Source organism: Maridesulfovibrio sp., from assembly GCF_963666665.1.
Lineage (GTDB): Bacteria > Desulfobacterota > Desulfovibrionia > Desulfovibrionales > Desulfovibrionaceae > Maridesulfovibrio.
In genome coordinates, this window is sequence record NZ_OY762999.1 from 2,651,435 (window position 1) to 2,677,534 (window position 26,100).

The following is a 26,100-nucleotide window of genomic DNA, read 5'->3' on the forward strand; positions in this document are numbered from 1 at the left end:
TCCAATTAATTATTCACAAAAAATAGAATTTTATTTAAAATAACCCTTGACCTTAAGATGGTTTCTCCATAGAACCCTCTTCAACGCGCGCCTGTAGCTCAGCTGGATAGAGTGCCGGACTACGAATCCGTAGGTCAGAGGTTCGAATCCTCTCAGGCGCGCCACTTAGAAAAATCAAATGGTTACGATCAAAATCGTGGCCATTTTTTGATTTAAAGTTCTTTGAAAAGTCGTTTATTTTCCTCATACGAATTGAGTTCCGTTTTCAACGTGAGCAGCAAAAACTTTTTTTAATTTTTTAATTTTTTTGCTTGACGATTCTAAGGAATACACATAAACACTTCTTCTCGACGCGCGCCTGTAGCTCAGCTGGATAGAGTGCCGGACTACGAATCCGTAGGTCAGAGGTTCGAATCCTCTCAGGCGCGCCACTTAAAGAATTCAAAGGGTTACGATCAAATGATCGTAACCCTTTTTTCTTTCCCGCCCAATAAAATATATTTTTTATATACTGAATTACAATACTCCCTTGTCCCGCTCCTTGAGCAATGATATCGTTTTAAAATGAAGGCTCCACTTCTGTACTGCATAAAAAATTTGAACCTGAACCCAATAAAAAACGATATTGCAATGAAAAGTATAGTCACCATACTCTCACGATCCATATTGACTCTGTGCTTCTCGTCGATCCTCATTTTTGGAGGTCTCACCGTGTATTACATGGTCTCCAGCTACCAAGAGGAATTGCAGGAAGCCGAGGCTGAAATAATGGGCAGTATTCAGGAATCACTGAAAAAAGACGTTTTCAGAATTCAGGACTATATCAAATTCAGCCGAAATACGGCCAGAAGTACAAGCCTTACCAGTGTCAAGAATTCCATATTGGAAGCACACAGCCTGGCAATGAAACTCTACGGAACATACAAAAATTCCATGGCCGAGAAAGAGCTTAAACAACTAATTAAAACAACTCTGGCGGCCATGATTTACGACTATGACGATTCTTACCTATTCATCATCAGTATGGACGGAGTCTTGGAGCTGCATACCGACGCACCGGATACTACAGGTCAAAATGTACTGAACTCCAAGACTTCCGACAGCAGGTATATCCTTAAGGAAATGATCAGCCTCGCTGCTAAACGCGGGGAAGGCTATATTGATTACCTGTGGCCCAAACCCGGGCGCTCCGACTTATCATATGAAAAGACATCATACATAAAGCTCTTTAAACCGTATCAGTGGGTGCTTGGAACCGGAAGTTATCAGGACACAATAACAAAGCATACCCAAGACCTTGTCCTGAGACGACTGAATAAATTGAATGCTAACGGTAATGAGTATTTCGCAGGTTCCCTGAAAGGGACCTCTCTGCTTGGAGAAAACAAAGGTCGAAATATTATGGAGCTAAAGAGCTCCGACGGCATTTTCATCGTTCAGGAATTTATCAAGAAAGCAAAACTGGGCGGGGGATTTATTACCTACAAAAGCCCCTCAATATCGTCAGGCTTCAAGACATACAAAAAAATGAGCTATTGCGCAGCTGTTCCGGGCTGGGATTGGGTTATCGGAGCGAATGTAAATATTGAGAGATTGGAAGGAAAGCTTCAGCAAAGAAAAGCACAACTCTGGGATAGTCTTTTACTGCACATTGCTGCAGTAATAAGCCTCATTGTTCTTTTTTCATTGATAACCCTGTTCTTTGCAGGACAATTCAAAAGGGTCTTAACTGAAAACTTCAATTCATTTGAAAACTTCTTTCGCAAAGGGACAAATTCGACCGTTAAAATTGACCGGACAAAAATCGATTTCACTGAATTCGACAATATGGCTGCACTGGCCAATAACATGATCGACAGCAGAGAATCGGCCAAGAGTGAGCTGCTCAAATCGGAAATAACATACCGTGAAATATTCAATGCTACTAAAGACGCCATTGCCGTTATGGACATTCAAAAGAGGGTCTTCACCGACGTCAATCAGACATTTCTGGACTTCTTCGGCATGGAAAGAACCGAGTCTATTGGTATGAGTCCTGAATTAATCAGTTTTAACAGCCCTCCCTATGACAATAAATATGCGGCTGAACTTTTCAACAAGGCTCTCTCCGGAGAATCTGTTCACTTTGAATGGATGGTTAAGAAAAAAACAGGAGAACCGTTCTGGACCGACAACCTTGCACGGGTGGCAACAATTGGTGGCCAGAAAAGACTGCTTATCGTAATGCGTGACATCACCGAACGCAGGAAAATGCAGAAAATTATGGTCCAGAATGAAAAGATGATGTCCATCGGCGGTCTGGCTGCAGGAATGGCCCATGAAATCAACAACCCACTGGGGATCATCATGCAGGTCACCCAGAATATCATTCGCCGCACTTCCCCGACGTTGAAGAGCAATCTTCCGGTTGCGGAAAAATGCAACATAGATCTGGATAACCTGCGAAACTACATGGACAAAAGAGGAATCAACGAATACCTCCGCAGTATTCAGGAAGCAGGTACCCGTGCGGCTGCCATAGTAAAATCCATGCTGGAGTTCAGCCGCAAAAGTAATTCTTCAAAATCTTCCGGTAGGATTGAGCCTGTGATAGAAACAGCTCTATCGCTGGCGGCAAACGATTATGATTTCAAGAAAAAATATGACTTTAAAACGATTAAAATCATCCGCGATTTTAATTCATCACCAATGTTTAATTTCACGGAGATGGAAATCAGTCAGGTAATCCTCAACCTGATAAAAAATGCGGCTCAGGCTCTTGTGGAAGAAAAAAACACCAACAAGATACCGACCATAACCATCCGAACATCTTCAGATGAAAAATTTGTACGGGTGGAAATAGAGGATAACGGCCCCGGAATTCCACACGAAGATCTTAAAAAGATTTTTGAGCCTTTCTATTCCACGAAAGGACCGGGAATCGGAACCGGACTGGGATTGTCAGTATCCTACTACATCATAACCCATAATCATGGGGGAACGATCACAGCTGACTCCAACCCCGGCGAAGGGACCAGATTCACTATTTCCTTGCCCATATTGACTTAAATCTACTTCGCTCCTTCAAGCAGTATATCGGCATAAATCTGGCTCTTGCTTTTACCCAGATCCGGGAGATATTCATCACCTGCAATCAATGTCCAGACCAACCTGGTCACTCTTGCAGGAGCTACATCCGTATAGGTATTACCACCCTGAAGGAGTTTCTCCCGTAAAACACGGGAAACATTCTGATCTCCGGTAAGGTCGAATATGATATCGATGCCTACGCCTAAATTAACGATGTCGTTCAACTCCATTACCGGGACATTATCCTCTTCAGCCATTTTTCGGCCCGGAGTATCACACATTTCACAGACAGCCTTAACTGTCATTTCGCAGTCGCTGGACAAAGCTTTCTTCAAAAAGGCAGCGCCAATTCTCCCCAGACCGATAATCGCAATATTATGATTTTCCAAAACTGACTCCAATTACTAGACCTAAGGTTTATATTTAATTTTTCATATAACTATACATAGTTGCCAACATCTTGCAAACACCTAAGACTAAAGAGGCAAATCCATAAAAAACATGTTATTAATATTAAGTACGCCAGTTTTCCTACGATGACTGCGAATAAAAAAAATGGCATCATCTGCCCGGTTATCAAACGCTATTTCATAAATTTTATATAAACGAGGATTTCACCATGGACAGAGGACCGACCCCGTTCAAAGACAAAAAAAATATCATCATCGCCCTGCTGCTCATGATATGCGCCATTCAAGCGGCAGGACTGCTTAAAACCAAACACGACTCCGTCTCCGCAAGGATGATCTCCGGCGAAGGAGTTAAAGTAACTGACGTCAGCCTCGACAGTCAGGGATATTCACAATTACTGCTGGCTTTTGACATGCCCATAGGACCGGAAGCCCCCTCCTATGCCCTGAAAAAAATCCCGGCCGTCATCAGCCCGGAAGTTAAAGGTGAATGGCGCTGGATCAACCCCTATGCCCTGCGCTTTACCGCCGATCCTGCATTTAAAGGCGACACCCGCTTTACCATTGAACTTAAGCCGGAAAATTTTCTATTGAAAGGTCAGGTTCTTACCGGAGAAAAAACATTCACCGTGCAGACCGGCAGTTTCGGAGTGAAAGAGATCGAACTGCGCAACGAGCCTGTCGCAGGCCAAGGGCGCAAGGTTCGCATCGAAGGAAATATCAATTTCAGCAACTATGTAACTCCCGAGAACACACTCAAAAACATTTCCCTGACCGGACCTGACGGCAAGGAAATCCCCTTAAGCATCACCACCAATTACGATGATTACTATCAACATTTTGTGAGTGCACCGGTTGAAAAAGAGGTCGCACCCAAGACATACGTATTGAAAATCAGCAAAGACCTGCCCGACGGGCGTGGAGCCATGGTTCTGGGCAAAGACTATGAGAAGAAAATAGAAGTGGTCTTCGATCCTGTGCTCGGCTATTCCGGGTACAATGCGGCCAGTTCCCTTGCCGGTGGACGGGTAGAACTCGGCTTTTCCAGTCCGGTCATTCCTGCACAGGGACTTGAAATGCTGAGCATCAAGCCCGCTATCAATCTTTCAGCTGCCGCATCCGGAAAAAAGCTGATTCTTTCCGGCCCGTTCAAGCCGGGTAAGAAATACTCCGTCACCCTCAAAAAAGGACTGACCGCAGCTGACGGTGCCTTACTTGAAGAAACCATTACTGAAAACATCATCATCCCGGACATTGAACCGACTGCCGACTTTTCCTCCGCTGGGATGTTCCTTTCTGAATCAGGGTACAAAACCCTCGGCATTGAGACCGTCAACACCCGCGATGTAGACGTCACTGTTGACCGGGTATTCCCCAACAACCTGTTTTCACTTTTCACCCATTACGGCTACATGGCCTTTGATCCCAACACTTATGGCGGCGGAATCTCCGCAGCATTGGGCAATCGCATTTTTTCTGGAAAAATCAAAACTTCCGGCAAAAAGAACTCGAAGACAACCACTCCCCTGTCTGTGAAAAGCTTCATTGCCGAGGGAGGCAAAGGGCTTTACCGCATCGGAGCAATGGTTCCCGGCAAGGGAATGGGCGTTCAGCGCTGGGTCATGATCACCGATCTCGGTATAGTTGCAAAGCAAGGAGATGAAGAAACTCTGTTCTGGATTTCTTCACTTTCAGACCTCAAACCCGTTGTTGACGCTAAAGTTCAGCTGATCAGCAACCGCAATCAGATCATGGGTTCCGGGACCACCAATTCCCGGGGAATACTGGTGCTTAAGAACAAAGACATGCGTAAGGACCTCGGCCGTGCATACATGGCTGTGGTCACCCGTAAGAACGACATGACCTTCATGCTCATGGACCGTTTCGCCACCGACCGCTCCGGTCTTGATATTGCCGGACAGCGGCTATCTCCCAAAGGACTGACCGCCTATACCTACGGTGAACGTAATCTCTACCGTCCCAGCGAAACCGTCAAAGGTGTGGCCGTAGTCCGCGACCGCAACCTTAAGCCGCCCAAGAAAATGCCAGTGGTGTTAGTATATTCCGACCAGCGCGGACGTGAACTTTTCCGCCGCACCGTCCATACCGATAACCAAGGCATGGTTGAATTCAAACGGGCCATCCCGGCCTACTCTCCCACCGGACAGTTCAACATCAAACTGCTTGCCGGTAAGGAACGTATCGGCGATTTCCGCTATTCTGTGGAAGATTTCATGCCGGACCGCATCAGCGCGGAAATCCTTACCTCCAAGCCCGCTTCGGTTGGTCAGAAGCTTAATTTTGAAGTGGAAGGACGATACTTATTCGGTCCCCCGGCAGAAGACCTTCCGGTATCTGCAAGGGTAATGCTTGAACCTGCTGAGTTCACTCCAGAAGGGTATGAGAACTACCGCTTCAACACCGATAAAAGTTCTTTCAAGCCCCGTGAAATTCTAAAAACTGACGCAAAGCTTGATGAATCAGGTAAATTCTCATTCAGCACGGACATCCCGGCAAGCATCAAGTCAGACTCCGCCATTCAGGCCAGAATGACCGCACGGGTAAGCGAAACCGGAGGACGCGGAGTCACAGCTTCAAAGATCAATCCGGTGCTTATCTCCAAGTTCTATCCCGGTCTGAAAATAATGGACAAACAGGGCTATGAACAGGGTGAATCCGTAAAACTTGATTACGTAACCCTGACCCCGAACGGAGAAAAGACCGTAGCCGGAAAACTGCTTATGAAGCTCTACCGCGACCGCTGGCAGACCATTGTCCGCGCCACTCCGTCCGGTTCATATAAGTACGTTACCGAGCGCGATCCGCAGTTGCTGGAAACCCGCGAAATTTCCGCAAATGATGCGCAAGGTTCATTCAAGGTCAGCCCGCCGGAATTCGGCAGCTACCGGATAATTCTCAGCGATCCCGAATCAGGGGTTTCAGCACAGGCTGATTTCTTCTGCGGCGGCTGGGGCTATTCCCCTTGGGCCTTGGAAAACCCGGCCCGCCTTGAAATCATCCCCACCCGCAAAGGTGATTACAAACCCGGAGAAATGGCTGAATACCAGATCCGCACTCCCTTTGCTGGGCGTATGATGGTTGCCATCGAAGACAATTCCATCCGCTGGACCAAAGAACTTGAAGTGAAAGGCAACACAGCCAGCATCAAGGTTCCGGTCCAAAAAGGTATCAGCACCAATGCATATGTAACCGCAACCCTGATCCGCTCAGTGAACAAGCTTGAAGCCGGTTCCAGCGCGCGGGCAGTAGGCGCGGTTCCCTTGTTTGTGGACCGCGAAAGCAACAGGCTCGGCATTGATATTACCTGCCCCAAGACCACCCGTCCCGAACGGACTGTGGCCTTGCAGGTTCAGACCAAACCCGGCGCAAAACTGACCATTGCAGCAGTAGATGAAGGCATACTGCGCCTTTCAGGGCAGAAGACTCCAAGTCCCTTTGACTACTTCTACGCCAAACGTGCTCTCGGTGTGCGCTGGTCCGATACTTTCGGACTGCTCATGCCTGATGCAGGCCCCATTAATAAGGCGCTTGCAGGCGGCGGCATGGAGCTGGCTATGATGAAGCAATTCGCAGGCAGTTCCGCCATCCGCAGAGTCAAGCCGGTGACCTTCTGGTCCGGCATCATCACTGCGGATAAAGACGGTAAAGCCATTTTCAATGCCAAGATTCCAGAGTTCAGCGGAGCCCTGCGCGTTATGGCTGTAGTCAGTGACGGCAGAAAATTCGGTTCCACCTCTAAAATCATGACCGTGCGTTCACCGCTTATGGTCACCCCGACCCTGCCCCGCTTTCTGGCACCGGATGAAATATTCGATATCCCGGTCAGTGTCCGCAATGACACCCCGGAAGACGGCACTTTCAATATTGCTATCAAAACCAGCGGTGCCATGAAGAATGAAATGGGACTGGAAGGTTTCACCGTGCCGCAAGGCAGGCAGAAGACCGCTTTCTTCAAAACCCAGACCGAAGCAGACCTCGGTCCTGCAAACTTCAAGTTCTCCGCTGAGGGCAACAATGAAAAAGCCGGAGCTTCCATCGATCTGAACATACGCGCGGCCCTGCCTGTGCAGCGTTCATCCGAATCCGGTTTCATAAAAGATAAATCCACCGACCTTCCGGCAAAGCTTGAAGGCATGCGTGTCGGTACTGCCGAACGCACACTCATAATCGGCAACCAGCCCATGCTGCGCCTTGCCGGAAAGCTCGACTACCTGCTCCATTATCCCTACGGATGTGCAGAGCAGACAGTGTCACAGGCTTTTCCGCTGCTGAAGTTCCCGGAACTTGCCCGCGAGCTTTCGCCGCAGTCCTTTGAGAAGGAATCTCCGCAATACATGGTTCAGTCCGCCTTGAGCAGGCTGTCCATGATGCAGACTTCCGACGGCGGCTTTGCAATGTGGCCCGGAGCGCACCGTTCTGAGCCTTGGGTCTCAGTCTACGTACTGCACTTCCTGCAACAGGCCGCCATTTCCGGTTATCAGGTAGACAGCATGCTCCTCAACAGGGCCAAGCGTTTTGTTGCCAACAACTATGCCGACACCATTCGTGACGGCTATTCATACCGTCTGCCCTGCTACGCACAATATGTGCTGGCCCGTTCCGGCAAGATTATGCATGGTCCCATGAATTATCTGCGTGAGAACAAGACGGCAGACATGGATAAGCTGTCCCTGACCCTGCTGGCTGGAGCTTTTGCCGCTTCCGGCGACATGGCTGCCTACCGGGAACTCATCTCCGCCAAGCCTGCTCCGGCAAAAGGCAAGGACAAGGACCAGCTCTTCAGTTCCGAAGTCCGCGACCTCGCCCTTGAACTTTTGGTACGTATGGAAGCAGACCGCAAGGATGATGCAATCCCGCAGCTTGCCAACAAGCTCTACAATCTCATGGCTGACAACGGTCGCAACGTGACTCAGGACAACAGCCTCGGATTCCTCGCTTTAGGCACTTTCTACGGTCAGACCAAGGTCGTGCCGCATCCTGCAGGTAAAATCATGAGTGGCGACAAGGAACTCGCTGCTTTTGAAACCAACGGAACCGCACAGGTCACAGTCAAAGGCGATGAACAGCTTTCCATTAAACTTGATGCAGCCCCCGCAGAAGGCACATTTGTCTGGGCCATCAGCAGCCGCGCTGTTCCGAGCATCGAAAGCTGGAAGCCATATTCCAACGGTCTGGATATAAAACGAGAATTCCTGACCCGTGATGGTGAACCGCTCGACTTGGGTGACATCAAGCAAGGACAGCTTGTTGCCATGCGCACGGTGGTAACTTCCACAGACAAGCCCGTCTCCAATGCAGTCATAAGCTGCCTGCTGCCCTCCGGCCTTGAACCGGAGAACACCAAACTTGCCACCCGCGAGGATCTGCCGTGGATCGCCAAGGGAAATGTGCAGCCTGATCATGTGGATATCCGCGATGACCGGGTGCTGGTTTTCTCTGACATACCCGCCAAAGGCAAGGTCGAAAACGTGACCCTGCTCCGCGCCGTTACCCGTGGAGAATTCAAAGTGCCCCCGGTGCAGGTGGAAGGTATGTATGATCCTGAAAAGGCAGCAGCTACCGCATTAGGTAAGATGATAATTAAATAAAGAATGCCTCCGGCGGCTGGGGAAGGGGAAACTCTTGCAAGAGTTTCCCCTTCCCCAGACCCCATCCCCTTCAGAAACTTTTAGTTGTACTGTCAGTAAAGTTTATTTCGTGATGAGAAACAGAAATCTTCTAATACTTGGTGGGTCAATCCTTTTTCTCATCATATGTTTTTTTGCGCTCGATCTGATTTTTCCTTTCCCTGAACACAAGCTGCATCAACCAGTTGCCTCGGTTGTAAAAGACCGTGATGGCAAAGTGTTGCGTATTTTCCTGCCTACGGACGGGGCGCGACGCATGCATGCGGATTTTGATAAGATTTCTCCGGTCTTGAAAAAAACCTTGCTTGCTTCGGAAGATCAGTGGTTTGAATTTCATCCGGGAATTAACCCCATCTCCATTGTCCGTGCGGCCTTCATGAATATGGCTGCAGGACGAGTTGTATCAGGGGCCTCGACCATTCCAATGCAGATTGCGCGTATGGCTGAGCCGAAGAAAAGAACGCTCTGGGCTAAAAGCATTGAGGCTTTTCGAGCCTTACAGCTCAAGCTGCATCATTCAAATGATGAATTGCTGGAAATCTACCTGAACATGCTGCCTTACGGCGGAAACATCGTTGGTGTCGGCGCGGCTTCACATTTCTATTTCGGACATGAACCGGACACACTTTCGCTGGGTGAAGCAGCTCTGCTGACCACAATTCCCCGTGGTCCTGTCTATTATGATCCCCTGCGCAATACGCAGCAGGCACGCGAAGGGCGCAACCGTGTCATGCATCAGCTGTCGGCAAAAGGAGTTTTCCCGGCAGATGAAATTGCACGCAACATGAAACTGCCATTGCCGGATTCCATAAAACCGGTTCCACTTGCAGCACCTCACTTTTCGCGCATGGTCTTGGAGCGAAATGGGCAAGCAACTGAAGTAACCACGACTCTTGATTCAACTTTGCAGCAGGCCGCACAGGAAATGCTCAAAACCCACGTAGCCCGGCTGCGCGGTGATGACATCGACAACGCTGCCTGCGTGATCATTCATATCCCCAGCCGCGAGATACGTGCTCTGGTCGGTTCGGCGGATTTTTTTGAAAAAGGGTACGGCGGAGCCATCAATCTGGCTGACAAGAAACGCTCTCCCGGTTCTACTCTCAAGCCTTTTATCTACGGGCTGGCCTTCGATCAGGGCAAGCTGGTCCCGGATTCTTTTGTCTACGACATTCCCGTGGATTATGCCGGATATTCCCCGCAGAACTACGACCGCATCTACCATGGACAGGTCACGGTAAGGGAGGCTCTTGCAAAATCCCTCAATATCCCGGCAGTAAACACTCTCGCCGCCACCGGGGTAGCGGAATTTATCGAGCTGCTCAAAAAGGGCGGGATCAGCACACTTGATAAATCGCCCATGGAATACGGTCTGCCCCTTGCCTTAGGTGGCTGTGAAATCAAGCTGACCGAACTGACCAACCTTTATGCTTCATTAGCTGATGGTGGAAAATTGAAATCTTTCACCGTTTCTAGCAATGAGAATACGGTAGAAACACAGATTCTTTCTCCGCAGGCAGCATGGCTTGTCCTTGAAATGCTTTCCTCGGTAACCAGACCGGAAATGAATGACACATGGATGCTGACCCGCGACATGCCAGAGGCAGCTTGGAAGACAGGAACGTCTTTCGGACACCGTGACGCGTGGGCTGTGGGACTTTCCGGTGATTACGCCATCGGCGTATGGGTTGGAAACCCGGACGGCAGGCCTCGCAAGGGAATATCCGGGGCTGTGCATGGCGGACCGTTACTTTTTGATCTGCTTCGTGTGGCTGCTCCGGGCGGCAAACTCCCCCCGCCGCCGGAAGGTTCAGGTCTCAGCGAAGTGGAGGTCTGCGCACACAGCCGTCAGCTTCCCGGACCATTCTGTACCAAGCGTGCAACCATCCGCACCCTTGCCGGAAAAACACGCCTGCATCCATGCGAAGAATGCCGCCAGATTTTTGTGGATTCCAAAAGCGGTTACCGAATTTCCGGTGAATGCCTCGGACGCAAGGGTATCAAGACAAAAATCATCCGTACTATCCCAGCCAAACTTACCAGTTGGCGGGCGGAAAACAATCTCGAAGTACCGCACCTGCCACCGCTGGCACACGATTGCGGGCTGATTCCTTCCGGCATCGCCCCGAAGATAATCTCTCCGGCAGCAAACACACCCTACCTGCTGCGCAAGGACACCCCGTTGAAATTCCAGCAGATCGCCCTCAAAGCCGAAGCCGGACCGGATAGCGGGACCTTATACTGGTTCCTCGACGGACGCTTGGTCAGTCAGGGTAAATTTGATGAAAAGCTGTTCACGGAAGTTAGTGTCGGGGAACACAGGATTTCAGTTAGCGATGAGATCGGGCGTGTGGATGCAGTTGAATTTGAGGTGCGCTAGCCCCGACACAGAATATTTGAAAAAGTTCGATTAACAGTCAGCTAACGGAATTTATCCTGCAACCATGTTACTGCGTACTGCTGGACAGATTCAGCGCCGTCAGCCAGCCAGAATCCCATATGCGAGCCTTTCTCGATCCAGTAAAGTTCTGCATCGGAAATTGAGTGAGCAGCGTATTCGGCTTGAGCCGGAGGTACGTCATTATCTGCATCGCCATGTATGATCAAAGCCGGACATGAAACCTTATCCAGAGGAAGTCTATCAAGAGGGCGCATAGTATCAAGATCGTTGGCAACACCGGATTTACGCAACTCGTAATTGGTAGTCATAGTGTTTGACAGCACCTCAACCATGGCGATCTTTGCCGGGTCCTTAAGAACATGTTTAACCCGCTCGCGAATCTCGTGCTTGTCCAGAGTACTTTCAGTTTGCAGGAAACTTTTGACCATTGCCGCCGGGAAATGGCTCATCAAAAAATCCATCAACCACATACCGGCCTTACTCAAAAATAGTAGTTCCTCAGCCTTGGAAATCTCATCAGCCTTTGTATAACGCATACAAACAGAATCGATTTCAATAAGAGCTGACACACGATCCGGATGATTTTGCGCCAACAGATAGGTCGACGGTCCCCCTGCTGACGCGCCCAGAACAGCAACTTTGTCTAAACCTAAAGTATCAAGCATAGCCGCCAAAGCGTCTGCCTGACTTTCCAAAGATTGCCCACTGGACAAAGGAGTACCTAAATATCCCGGACGTGATGGTGCGATAACCCTGAAACCATTAAGCCGAAAACACTCACTGATTGCCAATCCCTGATCATATCCTCCCGGCCCTCCGTGCACGCTCAAGAGCACAGAGCCTTCGCCCATATCAGCGTATTCAACAGGGCCTACGGAAGTATCTACTACCTGTGAAGGATGCCCCAGACATTCTTTATAATCTTCAGCCTTAGCTGGACGATAAGGGTTCATACCCGTCTCCTTTTCAGGGGAAATGTTAACAAAGCAGTCTACTCATTGTTACACTAAGTATGAACGGGAATAAAGTCGAACTGAAGATCAGTATAAATCTATTTTATGCATCCCACCTATCACCCAAAGCCCGCGAAGCAATGCAGCACCCCGCAGCCATGGCCGACCATTCTATAATTTCCGGCAATGAAATGGTGCTGTTGAAGTCTCCGAGATGCGGTCCGGTGGTCAGGGGAATGTCTGCCTTATTCTTTTCGATGGAATATGCCTTATCCGGTTCCATGCCGCATTTAATAAGATATTTGCGGAACTCTTTTTCTTCCAGAAGTTCCTGATCCACTACGCGCATGAATTCGAACATATGGCGATCAACACCCATTTCATTGATCATATCCTGCACCAGTTCCGGGATGTGCAGGTTTATTTCATTATGAAATTCTTTTCCGGTGAACCCGTGGTAATATTGGTCAAAACAATGCTTAACAGCCTGTTCAAAGAAATCAGCATCGAATAAATGGCGGGCATCAATTGGCTCACCATTGGCATCAAGACCGCAAAGTTCAGGCTCCTGCGCCCGAAACCAGCTGCCCAGAACCAGCAGGATGGACATAAAATGTGAACCAATGACCCAGTAGAAGGAATCGCGCCCCGGCTTCATCACCTGCAAATGCTCAAAGTCCCGCAATCCTGAACGCCCGAAGTTAGGGTAGCGGCAGGAATCCAGCCAGCGATCCAAACGTCCGAACCTGCGCCATTCATAAACGCCTTCATCAGTACGTCTGGTGGCCTGCACACGGTTATGGAAAAGAGGGATGGGCGCATCATGCACTATGCCCCGCCCGGCCAATTGCCCGAGCAGGAAAGAATTGCGGCCCATTATTTCCAACATTTCTTCTGCTGAACTGCGCTTATCTTCCCGGTCATCATTGGGGTAAATAAAATAATCGCTATGGGCATGATAGGCCATGGCATAAAGCTCTTCATGCAGATTTTCTGGAGCTCTTGAGGGCAGCCCTTCCAGCTTGAAAACCACGTGTCCGCCAATCGTGTAAGGCTGAGGACAATCAAAACGGACACCGGCCGTAGCACCTTCATTGCACAGCCGTTCCATCCAGCGCCCTTCAAGGTGCAACCCTTCGGGATTCTCGCCCTTGCGTAAAATTTTAATGGCAAAGATACGGTTCTCGCCATTCGCCGCCATAACCGCACTACGCCCTGAAAAGACAGGTTCCCCCACAACCTCGGCATTTGTGAGCAGGGTGCCCCATTTAACACTGGGCGCAAAACCTGAAAACTGTTCCGGGGAGTCTGGCAAGGAAATATCAAAAGGCAAAACGCCCAGCCCTGCAGAGGCTTCAACTGCAGCGTATTTTTTGCAACTGGAAGCAGCCTGAATTTGTAATTGCAAGGCGGAATGCGAGACGACCGAGTCCGGGCAGCCGTGACCGATAGCGGCAAGAGTCTTGGCGCATTCCCGATAGAGGAGCTGAGACATACGCTGAGAGCTGTAACGCTGTTCAATAAGCATATCCCAGACCGCGTGGACAATCTCATTATCCGCACACTCAGGATCTTTCTGGATCAATGAACGCAGGTTACGTACATCCATATAGGCAGCGCTGAACTCTCGTTCCGGAGTTAATCCCCGCGCATAAGCAATCGCTTCGTTTTTTCTCAATTTATCCCCTCACAAATTTTGTGCAGAAAGGAGTTATACGAAAGCCCGCATTAAAGCCAGCACAGCCACGCTCCTCCTATCGAGCAAACAAATCCTTCAATATCAAACAGATAGTTTAAATCTATTTGTAGCAAGCCCATAACTCATTTATTCAAAAGAAATTTAGCCTCAATGTTCTTCAACAATTAATTTGGGAGATTTGACCATGGAAAAAGCTTCGTACACAGATATGTGGGAAAACCTGAACCTCGACATTGAGGCCCATGAAGGCCTGCTGGAAGTTCTGGGAAAATTTTACGGCGACATCTACATGAGCCAGCAGGGACGCTTGCAGGGTATGGAATACCTTGATTTCGTTCTTTCCGAAGTACACGGAATGCGCATTCAGGAACTGGTTGAAGCCAAGGAACAGGGTCGCAAAGTCATTGGGACCTTCTGCGTATTCGTTCCTGAAGAACTTACCCTTGCTGTGGATGCAATCCAGGTCGGCCTTTGTGCCGGAGCTGAGGCCGGAACCGAAGCAGCAGAGACAGTTGTTCCCCGCAACACCTGTGCTCTGATCAAATCTTTCATCGGCTTTAAAATGGCTAAGATCTGTCCTTACACCGAATCCTGCGACCTGATCATCGGTGAAACAACCTGTGACGGTAAAAAGAAAGCCTACGAAGCATTCGGCGAAATGGCCTCCATGTACGTCATGGAAATCCCTCAGCGCAAAGAAGCTTCCGACCGCGCCCTCTGGAAGGCCGAAGTTCTGCGCTTCAAGGAAGAGCTTGAAAAGCTGACCGGAAAGACCATTACTGCCGAAGCACTCAAGAAATCCATCAAAACCGTCAACGACAAACGTCGCGCCCTGCAACGTTTGAACACCCTGCGTGCTGCTGTACCCACCCCCATTTCCGGACGTGATGTACTGCTCATCAATCAGGTCAGCTTTTACGATGATCCGATCCGCTTCACCAATTCTATTAATACTCTCTGCGACCAGATTGAAGAACGCATCGCTAAAAATAAAGGTATCGTTCCTGAAAAGACTCCCCGACTCATGCTCGCCGGATGTCCCATGGCTGTACCCAACTGGAAGCTGCCCTACATTGTTGAAAGTTCCGGCGCAGTAGTTGTTTCCGAGGAATCCTGCATCGGTACCCGCAACACACGTGATCTGGTTGATGAATCTGCAGAAACAGTAGAAGACATGATCGACGCAATTTGCGAGCGTTACATGAAAATCGACTGTGCCTGCTTCACTCCCAACAATGAGCGTCTTGAAAACATCAAAAAGCTTGCCGAAGAAACCAACGTTGACGGTGTGATCCACTACTCGCTCATGTTCTGCCAGCCTTACACTCACGAAACTTTCAAGGTTGAAAAGGCTCTGGCTGAAGCCGAAGTCCCCATGCTGGCAATTGAAACCGACTACAGCATGGAAGATGTCGAGCAATTAAAAACTCGCGTTGAAGCATTTGTAGAAATTATCTCTTAGATTCTATAAAGGGGTGGATGTTCTACATTCACCCCTTACAATTGGAGTATTCATGATTGCTGGCATTGATATCGGCTCACGTTCCATGGAACTGGTTGTTCTGGAGGGTGATGAAATAGCTTTCAAACGCAAGCTTCCTACCACTTTTGATCCCTCAGCGCAGATCAGAACAATACTTGAAGACGTCAAACTGGATCGCATTGCAGCCACCGGGTACGGACGTAAGTTGGTCACAGAGGAACTGACCGGTTGTGAGTGCTTCTCGCTGACAGAAATTAAGGCTTATGCACTGGGAGTCTCTCATCTTTACCCTGAAGCGCGGACTATTCTGGATATAGGCGGACAGGACACCAAAGCTATCTCATTGCTCGGCAAAGGCAAAGTGGCGAAGTTCGAAATGAATGACCGCTGCGCCGCCGGAACCGGTAAATTTCTGGAGCATCTGGCGACAGTATTTCAAATACCCATTGAGGATTTCGGAAGCTATGCTCTGGAAGGGACAGAGCCGCTCATGATTAACAGCATGTGTACTGTCTTTGCAGAGACCGAAGCCACCTCGCTCATGGCACAAGGAAAAAATCCGCGCGATATTGCACTGGGACTGCATGGTTCCATTGTCCGCCGCACCACAAACATGCTGGGTCGAGTCGGATTGAAAGGACCGCTGGTCTTCGCCGGCGGAGTTGCCAATAATCCTTGTGTTGTCAGCATGTTGAAAGACTCTTTGAACATTGACCCGCTCATTCCAGAAGAGCCTGATTTTGCAGGAGCACTTGGTGCAGCCCTGTACGGAAAGGTGCAATAAAAATTATATGAATAAATCGTTTGAAAATTGCGCCTTTTCCCGTTAGGTTCCCCTTGTCCGCGGCGCTATAAATATCCTACCTTGCCGGGACCAATTTGCCCTTTCAGGAGAAACAAGAGCATGTCCGAGAAAAACTTGGAAACAAATGGCGAAGAGAACTTTGCCGAACTGTTTGAAGCCTTCCAGTCTGAATCCAACGACAATCTTCAGGTCGGAGACCAAATCAAAGGAACCGTCATTTCCATCACCAAAGATTCCGTGTTCGTTGACACCGGATCCAAAGTGGATGGAATTGTCGACCGTGATGAACTGACCGATGAAGAAGGCGAGCTGACCGTTAAGGACGGAGATACCGTGGAACTCTACGTTATTTCCATGAACAACAATGAAATCGTCCTTTCCAAAGCCATGTCCGGCGCGGGCGGACTCAATATGCTGCGTGAAGCATACGAGAACAAAGTCCCCGTTGAAGGCAAGGTTGCAGAAACCTGCAAAGGCGGCTTCAGAGTTAAAATGATGCACCGCAAAGTATTCTGCCCCGTAAGCCAGATCGACACTTCTTTTGTCGAAGATGCTGAAGCTTTCGTTGGCAGCACCCACAATTTTCAGGTCATCAAGTTCGAAGAAAACGGTCGCAACATTGTTGTTTCCAGAAGGGTTCTTCTCGAACAGGAACAGGAAAAAGCACGTGAAAGCTTCATGCAGGAAGTTCAGCCAGATGCAGTAATGGAAGGTAAGGTCACCAAACTGATGCCTTTCGGCGCATTTGTTGAACTTACTCCCGGCGTAGAAGGCATGGTTCACATTTCCGAACTGAGCTGGTCCCGCTCCGCCAAGCCTGAGGACATTGTCCAGCCCGGCGATGAAGTATCCGTTCGCATCCTGTCCATTGAATCACGCAAAGACGGTAAAGGCCTCAAAATAAGTCTTTCCCTCAAACAGCTGCAGGCTGATCCCTGGGATGAAATCGGCGATAAATTCAAGGCCGGAGACAAGACCACCGGTACTGTTGTCCGTTGTGCCGACTTCGGTGCATTCGTTGAAATCGCTCCCGGCATCGAAGGACTCGTTCATGTTTCTGAAATGAGCTACACCAAGCGCGTTCACAAACCTGAAGAAGAAGTCTCCCCCGGTCAGGAAGTTGCTGTCATGATCAAAGAGATCGATCCGGTCAAACGCCGCATCGGCCTTTCCATTAAAGAAGCTGCAGGCGATCCCTGGATGGACATGGAAGACACTTTCAAGATTGGTCAGGAAGTAGAAGGAACCGTGGAAAACCGTGCTGAATTCGGTATCTTCATCAACCTCGCTCCCGGTATCACCGGCCTGCTGCCCATGTCCCGCATCACCCGTTCCGGCAAACAGGCTGAACTTGAAGCCCTTAAGCCCGGTGACAAGGTTAAAATCTCCATCGAAGAGATCAACACCACAGACCGCAAGGTAACCCTCACCGCAGGTGAAGCACAGAAAGCTGACGGAGACAGCGACTGGAAAGAATACACCAAGTCCGCTCCCAAGAAGTCTGCACCCCGCAAATCCGCTCCCAAAAACTCTTCCTCTTCAAGTGCCGCAGGTACTTCCAGTGGTTCCGGCGGTTTCGGCGGCCTGCTTGGTGACAAGCTTCAAGAAGCCATGAAAAACAAAAAATAGTCATTCCTAAGGCCGGGCTTCTTGAAACAAGTCCGGCCTTTTTTATTTTCCCGCAAATATTTCCACCACTCAATCTGCCTAGAGCAGCCCAATTTTATAAAGGATTCCCGGATGTCTCCTTTTCTGCTTGTACCAGCTATTTTTTTTACAGCAGGAATGGTTCAGGGTTTAACCGGTTTCGGTCAGGCTCTGCTTGCCATGCCCCTTCTTGCAATTATTGTCGACATTAAATTAGCAGTACCGGTCTGTACTCTCTGCGGCTTGGTCATTAATATGTATATGACCAACAGGCTGCGCAAAAGTCTTGACCGCTCCAAAATCCTTCCCCTTATTATAGGCAGTATTCCCGGATCAATCTTAGGGACTATGATGCTGAAAGAAATCAACGGGGATTACATCAGGTTATTCCTCGGCTTCCTGATTGCCGGATTTGCAGCGTATTCCCTGCTGGCGAGGACGCCTAAATTCAACATCAGCAATAAATGGGGATACTTTGCGGGCTTCCTTACCGGATCAATAGCTGCGGCTGTAAGCGCAGGAGGACCGCCAAGTATTATCTACGCTTCAATTCAGGGTTGGAAAAAAGATACGGTAAAAGCAACTCTGGTCAGCCTGTTCCTGTTTTCCGGCATACTGGCCGCAGCAGGACATCTCCTCAGCGGACTTACAACATTATTAGCTTTCAAGCTGGTGCTGGCCTCAGTCCTACCCATTTTCGCCGGGACATACCTCGGTAACAAGCTCTCCAACCGTCTTTCTGACGAATTCTACAGCAGAATCGTCATGACACTTCTTGTCATCATGGGATTGATGCTTATATTCCAGAACGTCTAACTAGGAAATTAAGCACGGGAGACTAAATGTTCGCTAAGATTTTTCTGGGTTTTGTCCTCATTCCCTTGATCGATCTCTACATTCTGGTTCAGATCGGCTCAAAAATCGGGACCCTCAATGCTATTGCCCTTTGTCTGCTGACCGCCTTTGTGGGTGCTGCTCTTGCCAAATCACAAGGCGTGGCCACCATGCAAAAGGTTCAGGAAAACCTCAATCGGGGAATCATGCCCGCCGAGGACATCCTCGATGCAGTATTGATCTTTCTGGCCGGTCTGGTCCTGCTGACCCCGGGTTTCATGACTGACATATTCGGTTTACTCATCCTCTTCCCGCTGACCCGCGGATATTTTAAACGGATGCTCAGAGCCCAGTTTGAAAACATGAAGAACAACCCCAACATCCACGTGGTGCATCATAATTCCGAATTCACCGCCTGGACCAATCAAGAACAACCCAGAAGACGCATTGATGACCACGATGTCATTGATGTTGAAGTTGAAGATAAAAAAGACGATAAGCCGCTGCAGTAAAAACTGCATCCGCAAAATTCTATAAAAAAAGCCCGCAACACAGTTCGTGTTGCGGGCTTTTTGCTTTTACGCTTTAAAAAAATTAATCCTGAATCACATCCGCCAGAATAAACGTACCGGGAAAGCCCTTACCTAAAGAGAGGTGCGCTTTACGGGCATTAGCTAAAGTCTTGTACATGCCCAGCTGGACTTTGAAAATCTGAGCACTGTCGGTAACAACACGGACGGTGCGGGTATTGTGGAATCCGGCTTTATTAAGTCTTTCGATAAGACGGTCGGCGTTAGCTTTAACCTTGTAGGCTCCGGCCTGAATGTAAAATGCGCCGTAAAGCTTCTTGTACACCACAGCAGAAGTAGTTGCGTCAGCAGGCTTGGGCTCAGGTTCCGGTCGGTAGGGCTCAATGAGAACCTTGGCTTTACCTGCATCAATAAATCCAAGCTGCTGAGCTGCGGCGCGGGAAAGGTCGATAATTCGATCAGGAACAAATGGGCCGCGGTCATTGATAATTACTGCGACTTTCTTTTGGTTGCTGAGGTTGGTTACATTCACCTTCACGCCCAATGGCAGATAATTATGGGCGGCGGTCATTCTCTTCATGTCATAAGGTTCACCGCTGGCAGTAAGCTTTCCCTGAAACTTCTCGCCATACCATGAAGCCATGCCTTCCTCTTTATAGTCAGCAGGAATTACAATTGTTTCGGACACGGAAACGTCTTCCGTACCGTTTTGAGCTTTATCCTGTGCAAAAGAAGGAACCGCAACCATCAGCAGCAAAAGCTGCACCAAGAAAAAACATCTGATCATTTATCTCTCCTGCCGAATTTAGTACAATGCATGTTACCTTTATGCAGATTTCGAGTCGGTGGCAAGCGTCAGCGCATACAAACGACGAAGAAAGTGCCAAATGCGAGACACCTACAACTTCTTCATTTCGCGGCGGTGCTTTTCCTCGTCATATTCACCAAGTTCATACATGCGGATTTTGTTGCTTCGCGGGAACTCTCTTTTAAACAAAGTTTTCAATAACTTTTTCATATCCTTTAATGCGGATTGATGCGCGATTGTTTCATAACCGTCTTCGTAAATAATATACTGCTGCTCCCGTACATGTAAAATTAAAAGGGAACGGTTGCGTTTATAGGTGCGCAGGTCTATGCAATGCCCCACGGGAAGTTTTTTAAGCTTCCGCAAAACCGATTCAAGTGCTGTTGCTTTATCAATCATGGACCGAAGCGTACAGCGGTCAAAGGAGAACTGTCAAACATGAGTAATGATAACAAGCCCATCTGTAAGGGCGATATAATTGAAACAAAAATCGAATCACTGGCCTTCGGAGGCAAAGGCATCGGCCGCTATGAAGGGCTGACCCTGTTTGTTGAAGGAGTTGTGCCGGGACAGACAGTTCGCTGCGAGATCACCAAACTTAAAAAAAGATTCGCAGAAGCACGCCGCACTGAAATCATCGACCATGTGGAAGATGAGCAGACACCGGCATGTAAATATTTTGGGTCCTGCGGAGGCTGCCTGCATCAGGATATTAAATATCCCGCCCAGACCTTCTGGAAAGGACGGCAGGTATGCGAAACTCTGGAACGCATCGGCAAGATCGGGCCGGAGACTCCGGGCATGGGTAAAGAAGCCCTGCCTTCGCCGTTGGAATACGGCTACCGCAACAAAATGGAGTTTTCCTTCCACGGCATCGGCGATTCCCTGAAACTGGGCTTCAAACGGCGTGGATCGGAAATAGACGTTCTGAATATTTCCAGCTGCCCGCTGCTCCCCGAACAATGTGCCGACATTCCGGCACTGGTCCGTGACTATTGTGCGAGCACGAATGTCGGTGCCTACCGCCACAATCGCGGCGGGTACTGGCGTAAGCTGGTTGTCCGCTTTTCCCACCACAGCGGGGAGATGATGATTCACCTGCTGACCGGACCGGCCAAATCCCACCACACCATCAAGGGATTGGGCAAACTCCTTTTTGACAACGTCCCGCAGCTAAAAAGCTTCGTGCACTCCACCCGCAAAGGACGTGCCGATCTCGCCACCGGCGAAAGGCTTATATCTGTAACCGGACAGGAACATATCATCGAAACCCTGCCCCGCGCAGACGGCGGAGAAGTCAGCTACCGTATCACGCCCAATGCCTTTTTCCAGACGAACTCTAAAGGAGCGGAAGTTCTTTACCGAAAAAGTGCAGAGCTGGCTGCACCGAAAGCTGATGACGTTGTATGGGACCTTTTCTGCGGCTCCGGGGGCATAGGCATGTTCATGGCCAAGGATGTAGGCAGGATGATCGGAATTGAAGTTTCCGAGGAATCGGTTCAATCAGCAAAAGACAACGCAATGCTTAACGGACTGGAGAATACGCAATACATTGTGGGTAACCTCGCATCCGAAAAAGGACTGCCTGAAGATCTGCCACACCCTGATATGGTAATTGTGGACCCTCCACGTTCCGGCGTTCCCGATCCATCTTTGCAGAAACTGATAGAACTCGAACCAGAGAAAATTTTATACATTTCCTGCAACCCTTCCACCTTGGCCCGCGATGCTGCTAAAATGGAAGGCAAATATAAGCTGGAACGCTTTGCTGCAGTGGATATGTTTCCGCATACGGCCCATGTTGAATCCATCGCGCTGTTGACGAAAACCGGGTAAACAGGTCAGGATATTTTATGGCTGAGACAGAAACACATGACACCCTGCTTGGAGAACTACGCAGGCTGAATCTCTATCCCCCGGAAGAGCGTCAACTTGCGGATTTGCGCTATAAAATAGACGGCAAATTCAGCAGGGAACAGACTCCTCCGGACGCAATAGAGTCTGCAAAATACGCCATGTTGTTCTATGGTCTATGCCTGAAAGCCATTGAACTGGAAGCAGAACAAAGCGGCAAGATTTCTTATGCTCCGGTCCCTGAAGATACTACCGAAGACCTGTGTCTCGACTATCTTTCGCAGATGGGGCCGTGCGGAAGAAATCTGGCTGCTTCTCTGCTCTGCAACCGTATGCTTCCATTTTCCCGTCTTAAAAGCTGGTTTTCCAGACAGCCCAAAGACACTGCCATTGCTGTGGCAGACCGCATGCTGGTTGCCCATAACGATGAAGTTCCGGAAAGAATTAAATTTGCTGAATCAGTCATTGAACAGGCTAAGGGGATAGCACTGCTCGACAGCATCGAATTCTTCAATAAAAACGGGACCCGCAAAGGGCAACTGACCTTCAAGTCATTGTCTAAATTCATTTCCGGAAACTATGGCAAAGAATGCCGCAGGCAACTGCATGAACCGGAAAGCCTAGAAGAAATAACCCTCTGCGCTGATAGCATGCCCCCCTACCCTGACGGGGAAATGGTTGCGGATATTTCATTCCATCTGAAAACCATGGACCCCATCATCATGGAAAAGGTGCTCCGCGCGGTGGAAAGATTGGCCGATGAGATTGACGACGAGCTGTTAAAAGAAGTTTTACCTCTGGCGCAATCCCCTTCCCTGCCTCTGGCCAAGGCAGCCATGGATATCATCACAAAATTCGGAGGCAGCCGCAGGGGACGGATTTTCGCTCAGATTTTCAATGAAGCCCCAAAACTCCGTGCAGAATTGATCAACAGAGTTCCTCTGCTCAACAGTGAAAACTTCACCCGCTTCATGAAGGAGATTTCCGTAGGCTACCATACTCCGGTCCTGGCTGTCCTTTTTTCAACAATCAGTGAAGAAGACCCGCAGTGCTTCGGACAACTATTAAACAATGTCCTGAAAATCTCGCGCAGCAATAAGAAAAACAGCCTCAAACCGATTCTGGCCGGCGTCATGGACATCGACAGTCTTAGCGAACCGGTTCGCCCTGAAATGCCGGAGGGCAAAAGAGTCCCCGGGGTCGATTTCATCAAACAGGGCGGTCCTATTGTACTGAACATTGAAAACAAAGAGCAGGAACAGACCGGATTTAAACGCATTTTCGGCAAAAATATTGTTCAATCAGACGGCATGCCCGACATACACACCGACGGGCAGATAACCAACCAAAGACTGCACAAGCTCAACAAATGGAAAAGCCTCTCCCGAGGTCTGACCATTCAAAATTCAACTTTTTCCGCCTGCGAATTCAAAGAATCATTCATGGAAGAATGCATCTTCAGAAACTGCACTTTTGAAGGCTGCACTTTCAGCAATACAATTTTTCTGGAATCAGAATTCAAGGATTGCAACTTCAACAGCTCTTCCCTTGATGAAGCAACTTTTTATGATTGTGAGTTTGAAAACTGTACTTTTAACACCTCACACTTAGACTCCGCAGTGACTTTCCTTAGCAATTTCAAGAATTGCAAGTTCAATGCAATTGCTGCTCCCGGAGCTTATTTCTGCCGGACACGTTTCAACGGAGTGATGTTTCAAATCTGCGACCTGCGCGAGGCTTTCTTTTATAAAGCTGATGTCAAAGGCTGCGACTTCACTTTCTCAAACTTCGAAACCACTCTCTTCAAAGATTCAAACGTCTATTATTCATCCTTTACGCAGTGTAATACCGGACATTGCAGGGTAAGCAATGTAAAATCAGAATCACCTGTTATGCTCAAAGCAATGCAACGGACATTTGCATCAAAGCTCAGCAACAGGGAAAGGCATAAAAAAAGATCTGCCGGATTCGGAGAGATCAATGAATATGGACGAGGGGTTCTGCACAAAGCCATAAAACGCTGGTACGCGCTAAAGGATATCGAACACTGCCATGCCTGCTTTGCAGAAAATAACAGCAGAAGACTGGACTGGGCTGAATCCAAGCTGGACAGCAAGAGCAAAAAACTCCTGAAAATTATTCCCGCTCTGCTGCATACAAATGTGTTTGAAATCAAATCGGGAATGGATCCTCTGAACATGAGTTCAAGGATTTGCAGCTATGAACTTACTCCGCAGGTAATCAGCCTGCTGGATGAATTTTTTCCGGAGACAAAATATGAAATCAGCACGGAATCAGCCACTCCCATAGAAGCTTTCATGTCCATCGGCAGTACCGGAACCATAGCCCAGACCCCGGACTCCGACCTTGATTGCTGGGTATGCTGTAATTTTGCAGGGAAGTCCCCCGAAAACAGGGAAAGGTTAGGCGTCAAATTACAAGCCATTGAAAAATGGGCCCTGAACGAATTCGGTCTTGAAATTCATTTTTTCATCATGGATACCCGTGAAATCCGCGATAATATTTTTGGATTAAGTGATGAAGAGAGTTCCGGTTCAGCGCAAAGCGCCATATTAAAAGAAGAATTCTACCGCACAGCACTGCTGCTGGCGGGCAAGCCTCCCCTGTGGTGGTTCACCCCGCCCGAAGCCAGTGACAAAGCATACGCTGACAGTAAGAAGAAAGTAGCTTTACTCAAAGGCAAAGATTTTTGTGTGGACCTCGGCAATATCCCTAACATTCCGGTCGAGGAGTTCTTCGGGGCCTCACTCTGGCAGATTGTAAAAGGGATCAAAAGTCCTTTTAAATCAATAATGAAATTCGGTTTACTCGAGCTTTACACCTCGGACAGTAAATATTCCCTGCTTTGCGAGAAACTGAAAAAGAACATCCTCAGTGGAAAGCGCAGGATAAAACGGGTTGATCCATACATGCGGCTATATCAGGAGCTTGCAGACTTTTACCGCACGCAAGGTAATGATGAATACATCTGGCTGACAGCCATGGCCCTGCGCCTGAAATGCGGTCTGGTCAATGAAAGAGAGATCCAGTCCACCCCAAGCAGAGCCGAAGAAATTGAATTGATAGAATTCACCATGAACCTCTCCGGAGAAGAAACCGGAGCTTTTGAGGACTTCAAGGATCTTTCTGATTTCGGTTCCGTGGCTGAACTGGGCAGGCGGGTCAACCAGTTTATGGTCAATACCTACATGAAGGTCCGTGGCGAGCAGGACAAGTTCCCCGGAGTATCCATCACCCCGGAAGATCTTACCCGCTTGGGCAGAGTAATTTTTTCTGCCTTTGCCAAGCGCACCAACAAAATCCTGCGCCTATCCTTGCCCGGGCCCAGAACACACTTTTTCAACTCCATCAATATATCCCGCACTGAAAAGAGTAATATCTGGAATATTTACGGGGAATATCCTGACGAATCCGGAGCAAGAAACATCCTGACCCGAATTGAGTCAGGACCGGACCTCAACTACATGCTGGTCTGGCTGGCCCTGAACGGCTTGTATGACCAAAACATGCAGGTCAAAACAGATATCAGTTCCGGACCTCTGCGGGAACGTGAAATAAAAAAACTATTCAGCGACATGATGCAGTTCTTCCCGCCCAAGAAAACTTTCAACGTGCTAATTGAGGAGACCCTCAATCCTGAACGCCTTATAAAAGGTTTCTTTATCGTGAACCTGTGCGTTCCTCCTGAAAGTAAAAAAGTGCAGGAAGTACATTTGGTCTACAGCACCAATTGGGGTGAGGTCTTCTGCAGGCCGCTCAAAGTTAATATGAAACTGATTGAAACCCCGGAGCAATACCTCAAGGAAGAATTGGGGGCTCTTTGCAATGGAGAAATTCAAATGAACCAGTTTGTTCCGCAGAATGCAGAATGTCCGTACCTAAAAATTCCGGTAAATTAGGGCCATAGATCGACAGCCTTCATGACGGATAAATTACAG

Annotated in this window: 15 protein-coding genes and 2 tRNA genes; 12 read left to right on the forward strand and 5 right to left on the reverse strand. The window is 48.7% G+C overall.

Features of this window, described 5'->3' with window-relative positions; genetic code table 11:
* The first annotated feature begins 87 nt into the window (after nucleotides 1–87).
* The 3 genes from ACKU40_RS12185 (at nucleotide 88) to ACKU40_RS12195 (ending at nucleotide 3,048) form a co-directional block, all read left to right on the forward strand.
* Nucleotides 88–164 (forward strand) — tRNA-Arg (locus ACKU40_RS12185).
* Nucleotides 165–354: 190 nt separating this feature from the next.
* A tRNA-Arg gene (locus tag ACKU40_RS12190) sits at nucleotides 355–431 on the forward strand.
* 289 nt (nucleotides 432–720) lie between these two features.
* Nucleotides 721–3,048 carry a cache domain-containing protein gene (locus ACKU40_RS12195; RefSeq protein WP_320176381.1) on the forward strand — a complete coding sequence of 776 codons (2,328 nt, stop codon included), beginning with the start codon at nucleotides 721–723 and terminating at the stop codon, nucleotides 3,046–3,048.
* 2 nt (nucleotides 3,049–3,050) lie between these two features.
* On the opposite strand, the gene ACKU40_RS12200 is transcribed toward ACKU40_RS12195, so the two are convergent.
* On the reverse strand, nucleotides 3,051–3,458 hold the full coding sequence (locus tag ACKU40_RS12200; protein WP_320173068.1) for a hypothetical protein: 408 nt from the start codon (nucleotides 3,456–3,458) through the stop codon (nucleotides 3,051–3,053).
* Between the two features lie 230 nt (nucleotides 3,459–3,688).
* Here ACKU40_RS12200 and ACKU40_RS12205 point away from each other — a divergent pair, with 230 nt between their 5' ends.
* Together ACKU40_RS12205 and pbpC are read left to right on the forward strand one after the other, a co-directional pair.
* Complete coding sequence (locus tag ACKU40_RS12205) at nucleotides 3,689–9,088, forward strand: MG2 domain-containing protein (protein ID WP_320173069.1); 5,400 nt, start codon at nucleotides 3,689–3,691, stop codon at nucleotides 9,086–9,088.
* 112 nt (nucleotides 9,089–9,200) lie between these two features.
* A complete protein-coding gene (pbpC, locus tag ACKU40_RS12210; protein ID WP_320173070.1) occupies nucleotides 9,201–11,507 on the forward strand; it encodes a penicillin-binding protein 1C in 2,307 nt (768 codons plus the stop codon).
* A 41-nt stretch (nucleotides 11,508–11,548) separates the two neighbouring features.
* On the opposite strand, the gene ACKU40_RS12215 is transcribed toward pbpC, so the two are convergent.
* Nucleotides 11,549–12,481 (reverse strand): alpha/beta hydrolase, encoded by a 933-nt coding sequence (locus ACKU40_RS12215; RefSeq protein WP_320173071.1) that lies wholly within the window; start codon nucleotides 12,479–12,481, stop codon nucleotides 11,549–11,551.
* A gap of 103 nt (nucleotides 12,482–12,584) precedes the next feature.
* Nucleotides 12,585–14,159, reverse strand: coding sequence for a SidJ-related pseudokinase (locus ACKU40_RS12220; protein WP_320173072.1), 1,575 nt, complete (start codon nucleotides 14,157–14,159; stop codon nucleotides 12,585–12,587).
* Nucleotides 14,160–14,364: 205 nt separating this feature from the next.
* On the opposite strand from ACKU40_RS12220, the gene ACKU40_RS12225 reads away from it, so the two are divergent.
* The 5 genes from ACKU40_RS12225 to ACKU40_RS12245 all read left to right on the forward strand — a co-directional run bounded on the left by ACKU40_RS12225 (nucleotide 14,365) and on the right by ACKU40_RS12245 (nucleotide 19,461).
* Entirely contained in the window at nucleotides 14,365–15,642 is a 1,278-nt protein-coding gene (locus tag ACKU40_RS12225; RefSeq protein WP_320173073.1) for a double-cubane-cluster-containing anaerobic reductase, read from the forward strand.
* A gap of 52 nt (nucleotides 15,643–15,694) precedes the next feature.
* Complete coding sequence (locus ACKU40_RS12230) at nucleotides 15,695–16,447, forward strand: acyl-CoA dehydratase activase (RefSeq protein WP_320173074.1); 753 nt, start codon at nucleotides 15,695–15,697, stop codon at nucleotides 16,445–16,447.
* Nucleotides 16,448–16,567: 120 nt separating this feature from the next.
* On the forward strand, nucleotides 16,568–18,097 hold the full coding sequence (locus tag ACKU40_RS12235) for a 30S ribosomal protein S1 (RefSeq protein ID WP_320173075.1): 1,530 nt from the start codon (nucleotides 16,568–16,570) through the stop codon (nucleotides 18,095–18,097).
* A 111-nt stretch (nucleotides 18,098–18,208) separates the two neighbouring features.
* Complete coding sequence (locus ACKU40_RS12240; protein WP_320173076.1) at nucleotides 18,209–18,931, forward strand: sulfite exporter TauE/SafE family protein; 723 nt, start codon at nucleotides 18,209–18,211, stop codon at nucleotides 18,929–18,931.
* Between the two features lie 26 nt (nucleotides 18,932–18,957).
* Entirely contained in the window at nucleotides 18,958–19,461 is a 504-nt protein-coding gene (locus ACKU40_RS12245) for an FxsA family protein (RefSeq protein WP_320173077.1), read from the forward strand.
* An 82-nt stretch (nucleotides 19,462–19,543) separates the two neighbouring features.
* Here the strand turns inward: ACKU40_RS12245 and ACKU40_RS12250 are convergent, their stop codons facing one another.
* Both ACKU40_RS12250 and ACKU40_RS12255 read right to left on the reverse strand, forming a co-directional pair.
* Entirely contained in the window at nucleotides 19,544–20,266 is a 723-nt protein-coding gene (locus tag ACKU40_RS12250; protein WP_320173078.1) for a septal ring lytic transglycosylase RlpA family protein, read from the reverse strand.
* Nucleotides 20,267–20,377: 111 nt separating this feature from the next.
* On the reverse strand, nucleotides 20,378–20,686 hold the full coding sequence (locus ACKU40_RS12255; RefSeq protein ID WP_320173079.1) for a hypothetical protein: 309 nt from the start codon (nucleotides 20,684–20,686) through the stop codon (nucleotides 20,378–20,380).
* Nucleotides 20,687–20,725: 39 nt separating this feature from the next.
* Here ACKU40_RS12255 and rlmD point away from each other — a divergent pair, with 39 nt between their 5' ends.
* Together rlmD and ACKU40_RS12265 are read left to right on the forward strand one after the other, a co-directional pair.
* The gene (gene rlmD, locus ACKU40_RS12260) at nucleotides 20,726–22,123 is read left to right on the forward strand and encodes a 23S rRNA (uracil(1939)-C(5))-methyltransferase RlmD (RefSeq protein WP_320173080.1); all 1,398 of its coding nucleotides are present in this window, start codon (nucleotides 20,726–20,728) and stop codon (nucleotides 22,121–22,123) included.
* Nucleotides 22,124–22,140: 17 nt separating this feature from the next.
* Nucleotides 22,141–26,061, forward strand: coding sequence for a class I adenylate cyclase (locus tag ACKU40_RS12265; RefSeq protein ID WP_320173081.1), 3,921 nt, complete (start codon nucleotides 22,141–22,143; stop codon nucleotides 26,059–26,061).
* The last annotated feature ends 39 nt before the right edge of the window (nucleotides 26,062–26,100 follow it).

Excerpts from the sequence above, each read along its gene's own strand:
- ACKU40_RS12195 (WP_320176381.1), top strand. The coding sequence starts at position 721 with ATGGTCTCCAGCTACCAAGAGGAATTGCAGGAAGCCGAGGCTGAAATA.
- ACKU40_RS12205 (WP_320173069.1), top strand. The coding sequence starts at position 3,689 with ATGGACAGAGGACCGACCCCGTTCAAAGACAAAAAAAATATCATCATC.
- pbpC (WP_320173070.1), top strand. The coding sequence starts at position 9,201 with ATGAGAAACAGAAATCTTCTAATACTTGGTGGGTCAATCCTTTTTCTC.
- ACKU40_RS12215 (WP_320173071.1), bottom strand. The coding sequence starts at position 12,481 with ATGAACCCTTATCGTCCAGCTAAGGCTGAAGATTATAAAGAATGTCTG.
- ACKU40_RS12225 (WP_320173073.1), top strand. The coding sequence starts at position 14,365 with ATGGAAAAAGCTTCGTACACAGATATGTGGGAAAACCTGAACCTCGAC.
- ACKU40_RS12230 (WP_320173074.1), top strand. The coding sequence starts at position 15,695 with ATGATTGCTGGCATTGATATCGGCTCACGTTCCATGGAACTGGTTGTT.
- ACKU40_RS12235 (WP_320173075.1), top strand. The coding sequence starts at position 16,568 with ATGTCCGAGAAAAACTTGGAAACAAATGGCGAAGAGAACTTTGCCGAA.
- ACKU40_RS12240 (WP_320173076.1), top strand. The coding sequence starts at position 18,209 with ATGTCTCCTTTTCTGCTTGTACCAGCTATTTTTTTTACAGCAGGAATG.
- ACKU40_RS12245 (WP_320173077.1), top strand. The coding sequence starts at position 18,958 with ATGTTCGCTAAGATTTTTCTGGGTTTTGTCCTCATTCCCTTGATCGAT.
- ACKU40_RS12250 (WP_320173078.1), bottom strand. The coding sequence starts at position 20,266 with ATGATCAGATGTTTTTTCTTGGTGCAGCTTTTGCTGCTGATGGTTGCG.
- ACKU40_RS12255 (WP_320173079.1), bottom strand. The coding sequence starts at position 20,686 with ATGATTGATAAAGCAACAGCACTTGAATCGGTTTTGCGGAAGCTTAAA.
- rlmD (WP_320173080.1), top strand. The coding sequence starts at position 20,726 with ATGAGTAATGATAACAAGCCCATCTGTAAGGGCGATATAATTGAAACA.
- ACKU40_RS12265 (WP_320173081.1), top strand. The coding sequence starts at position 22,141 with ATGGCTGAGACAGAAACACATGACACCCTGCTTGGAGAACTACGCAGG.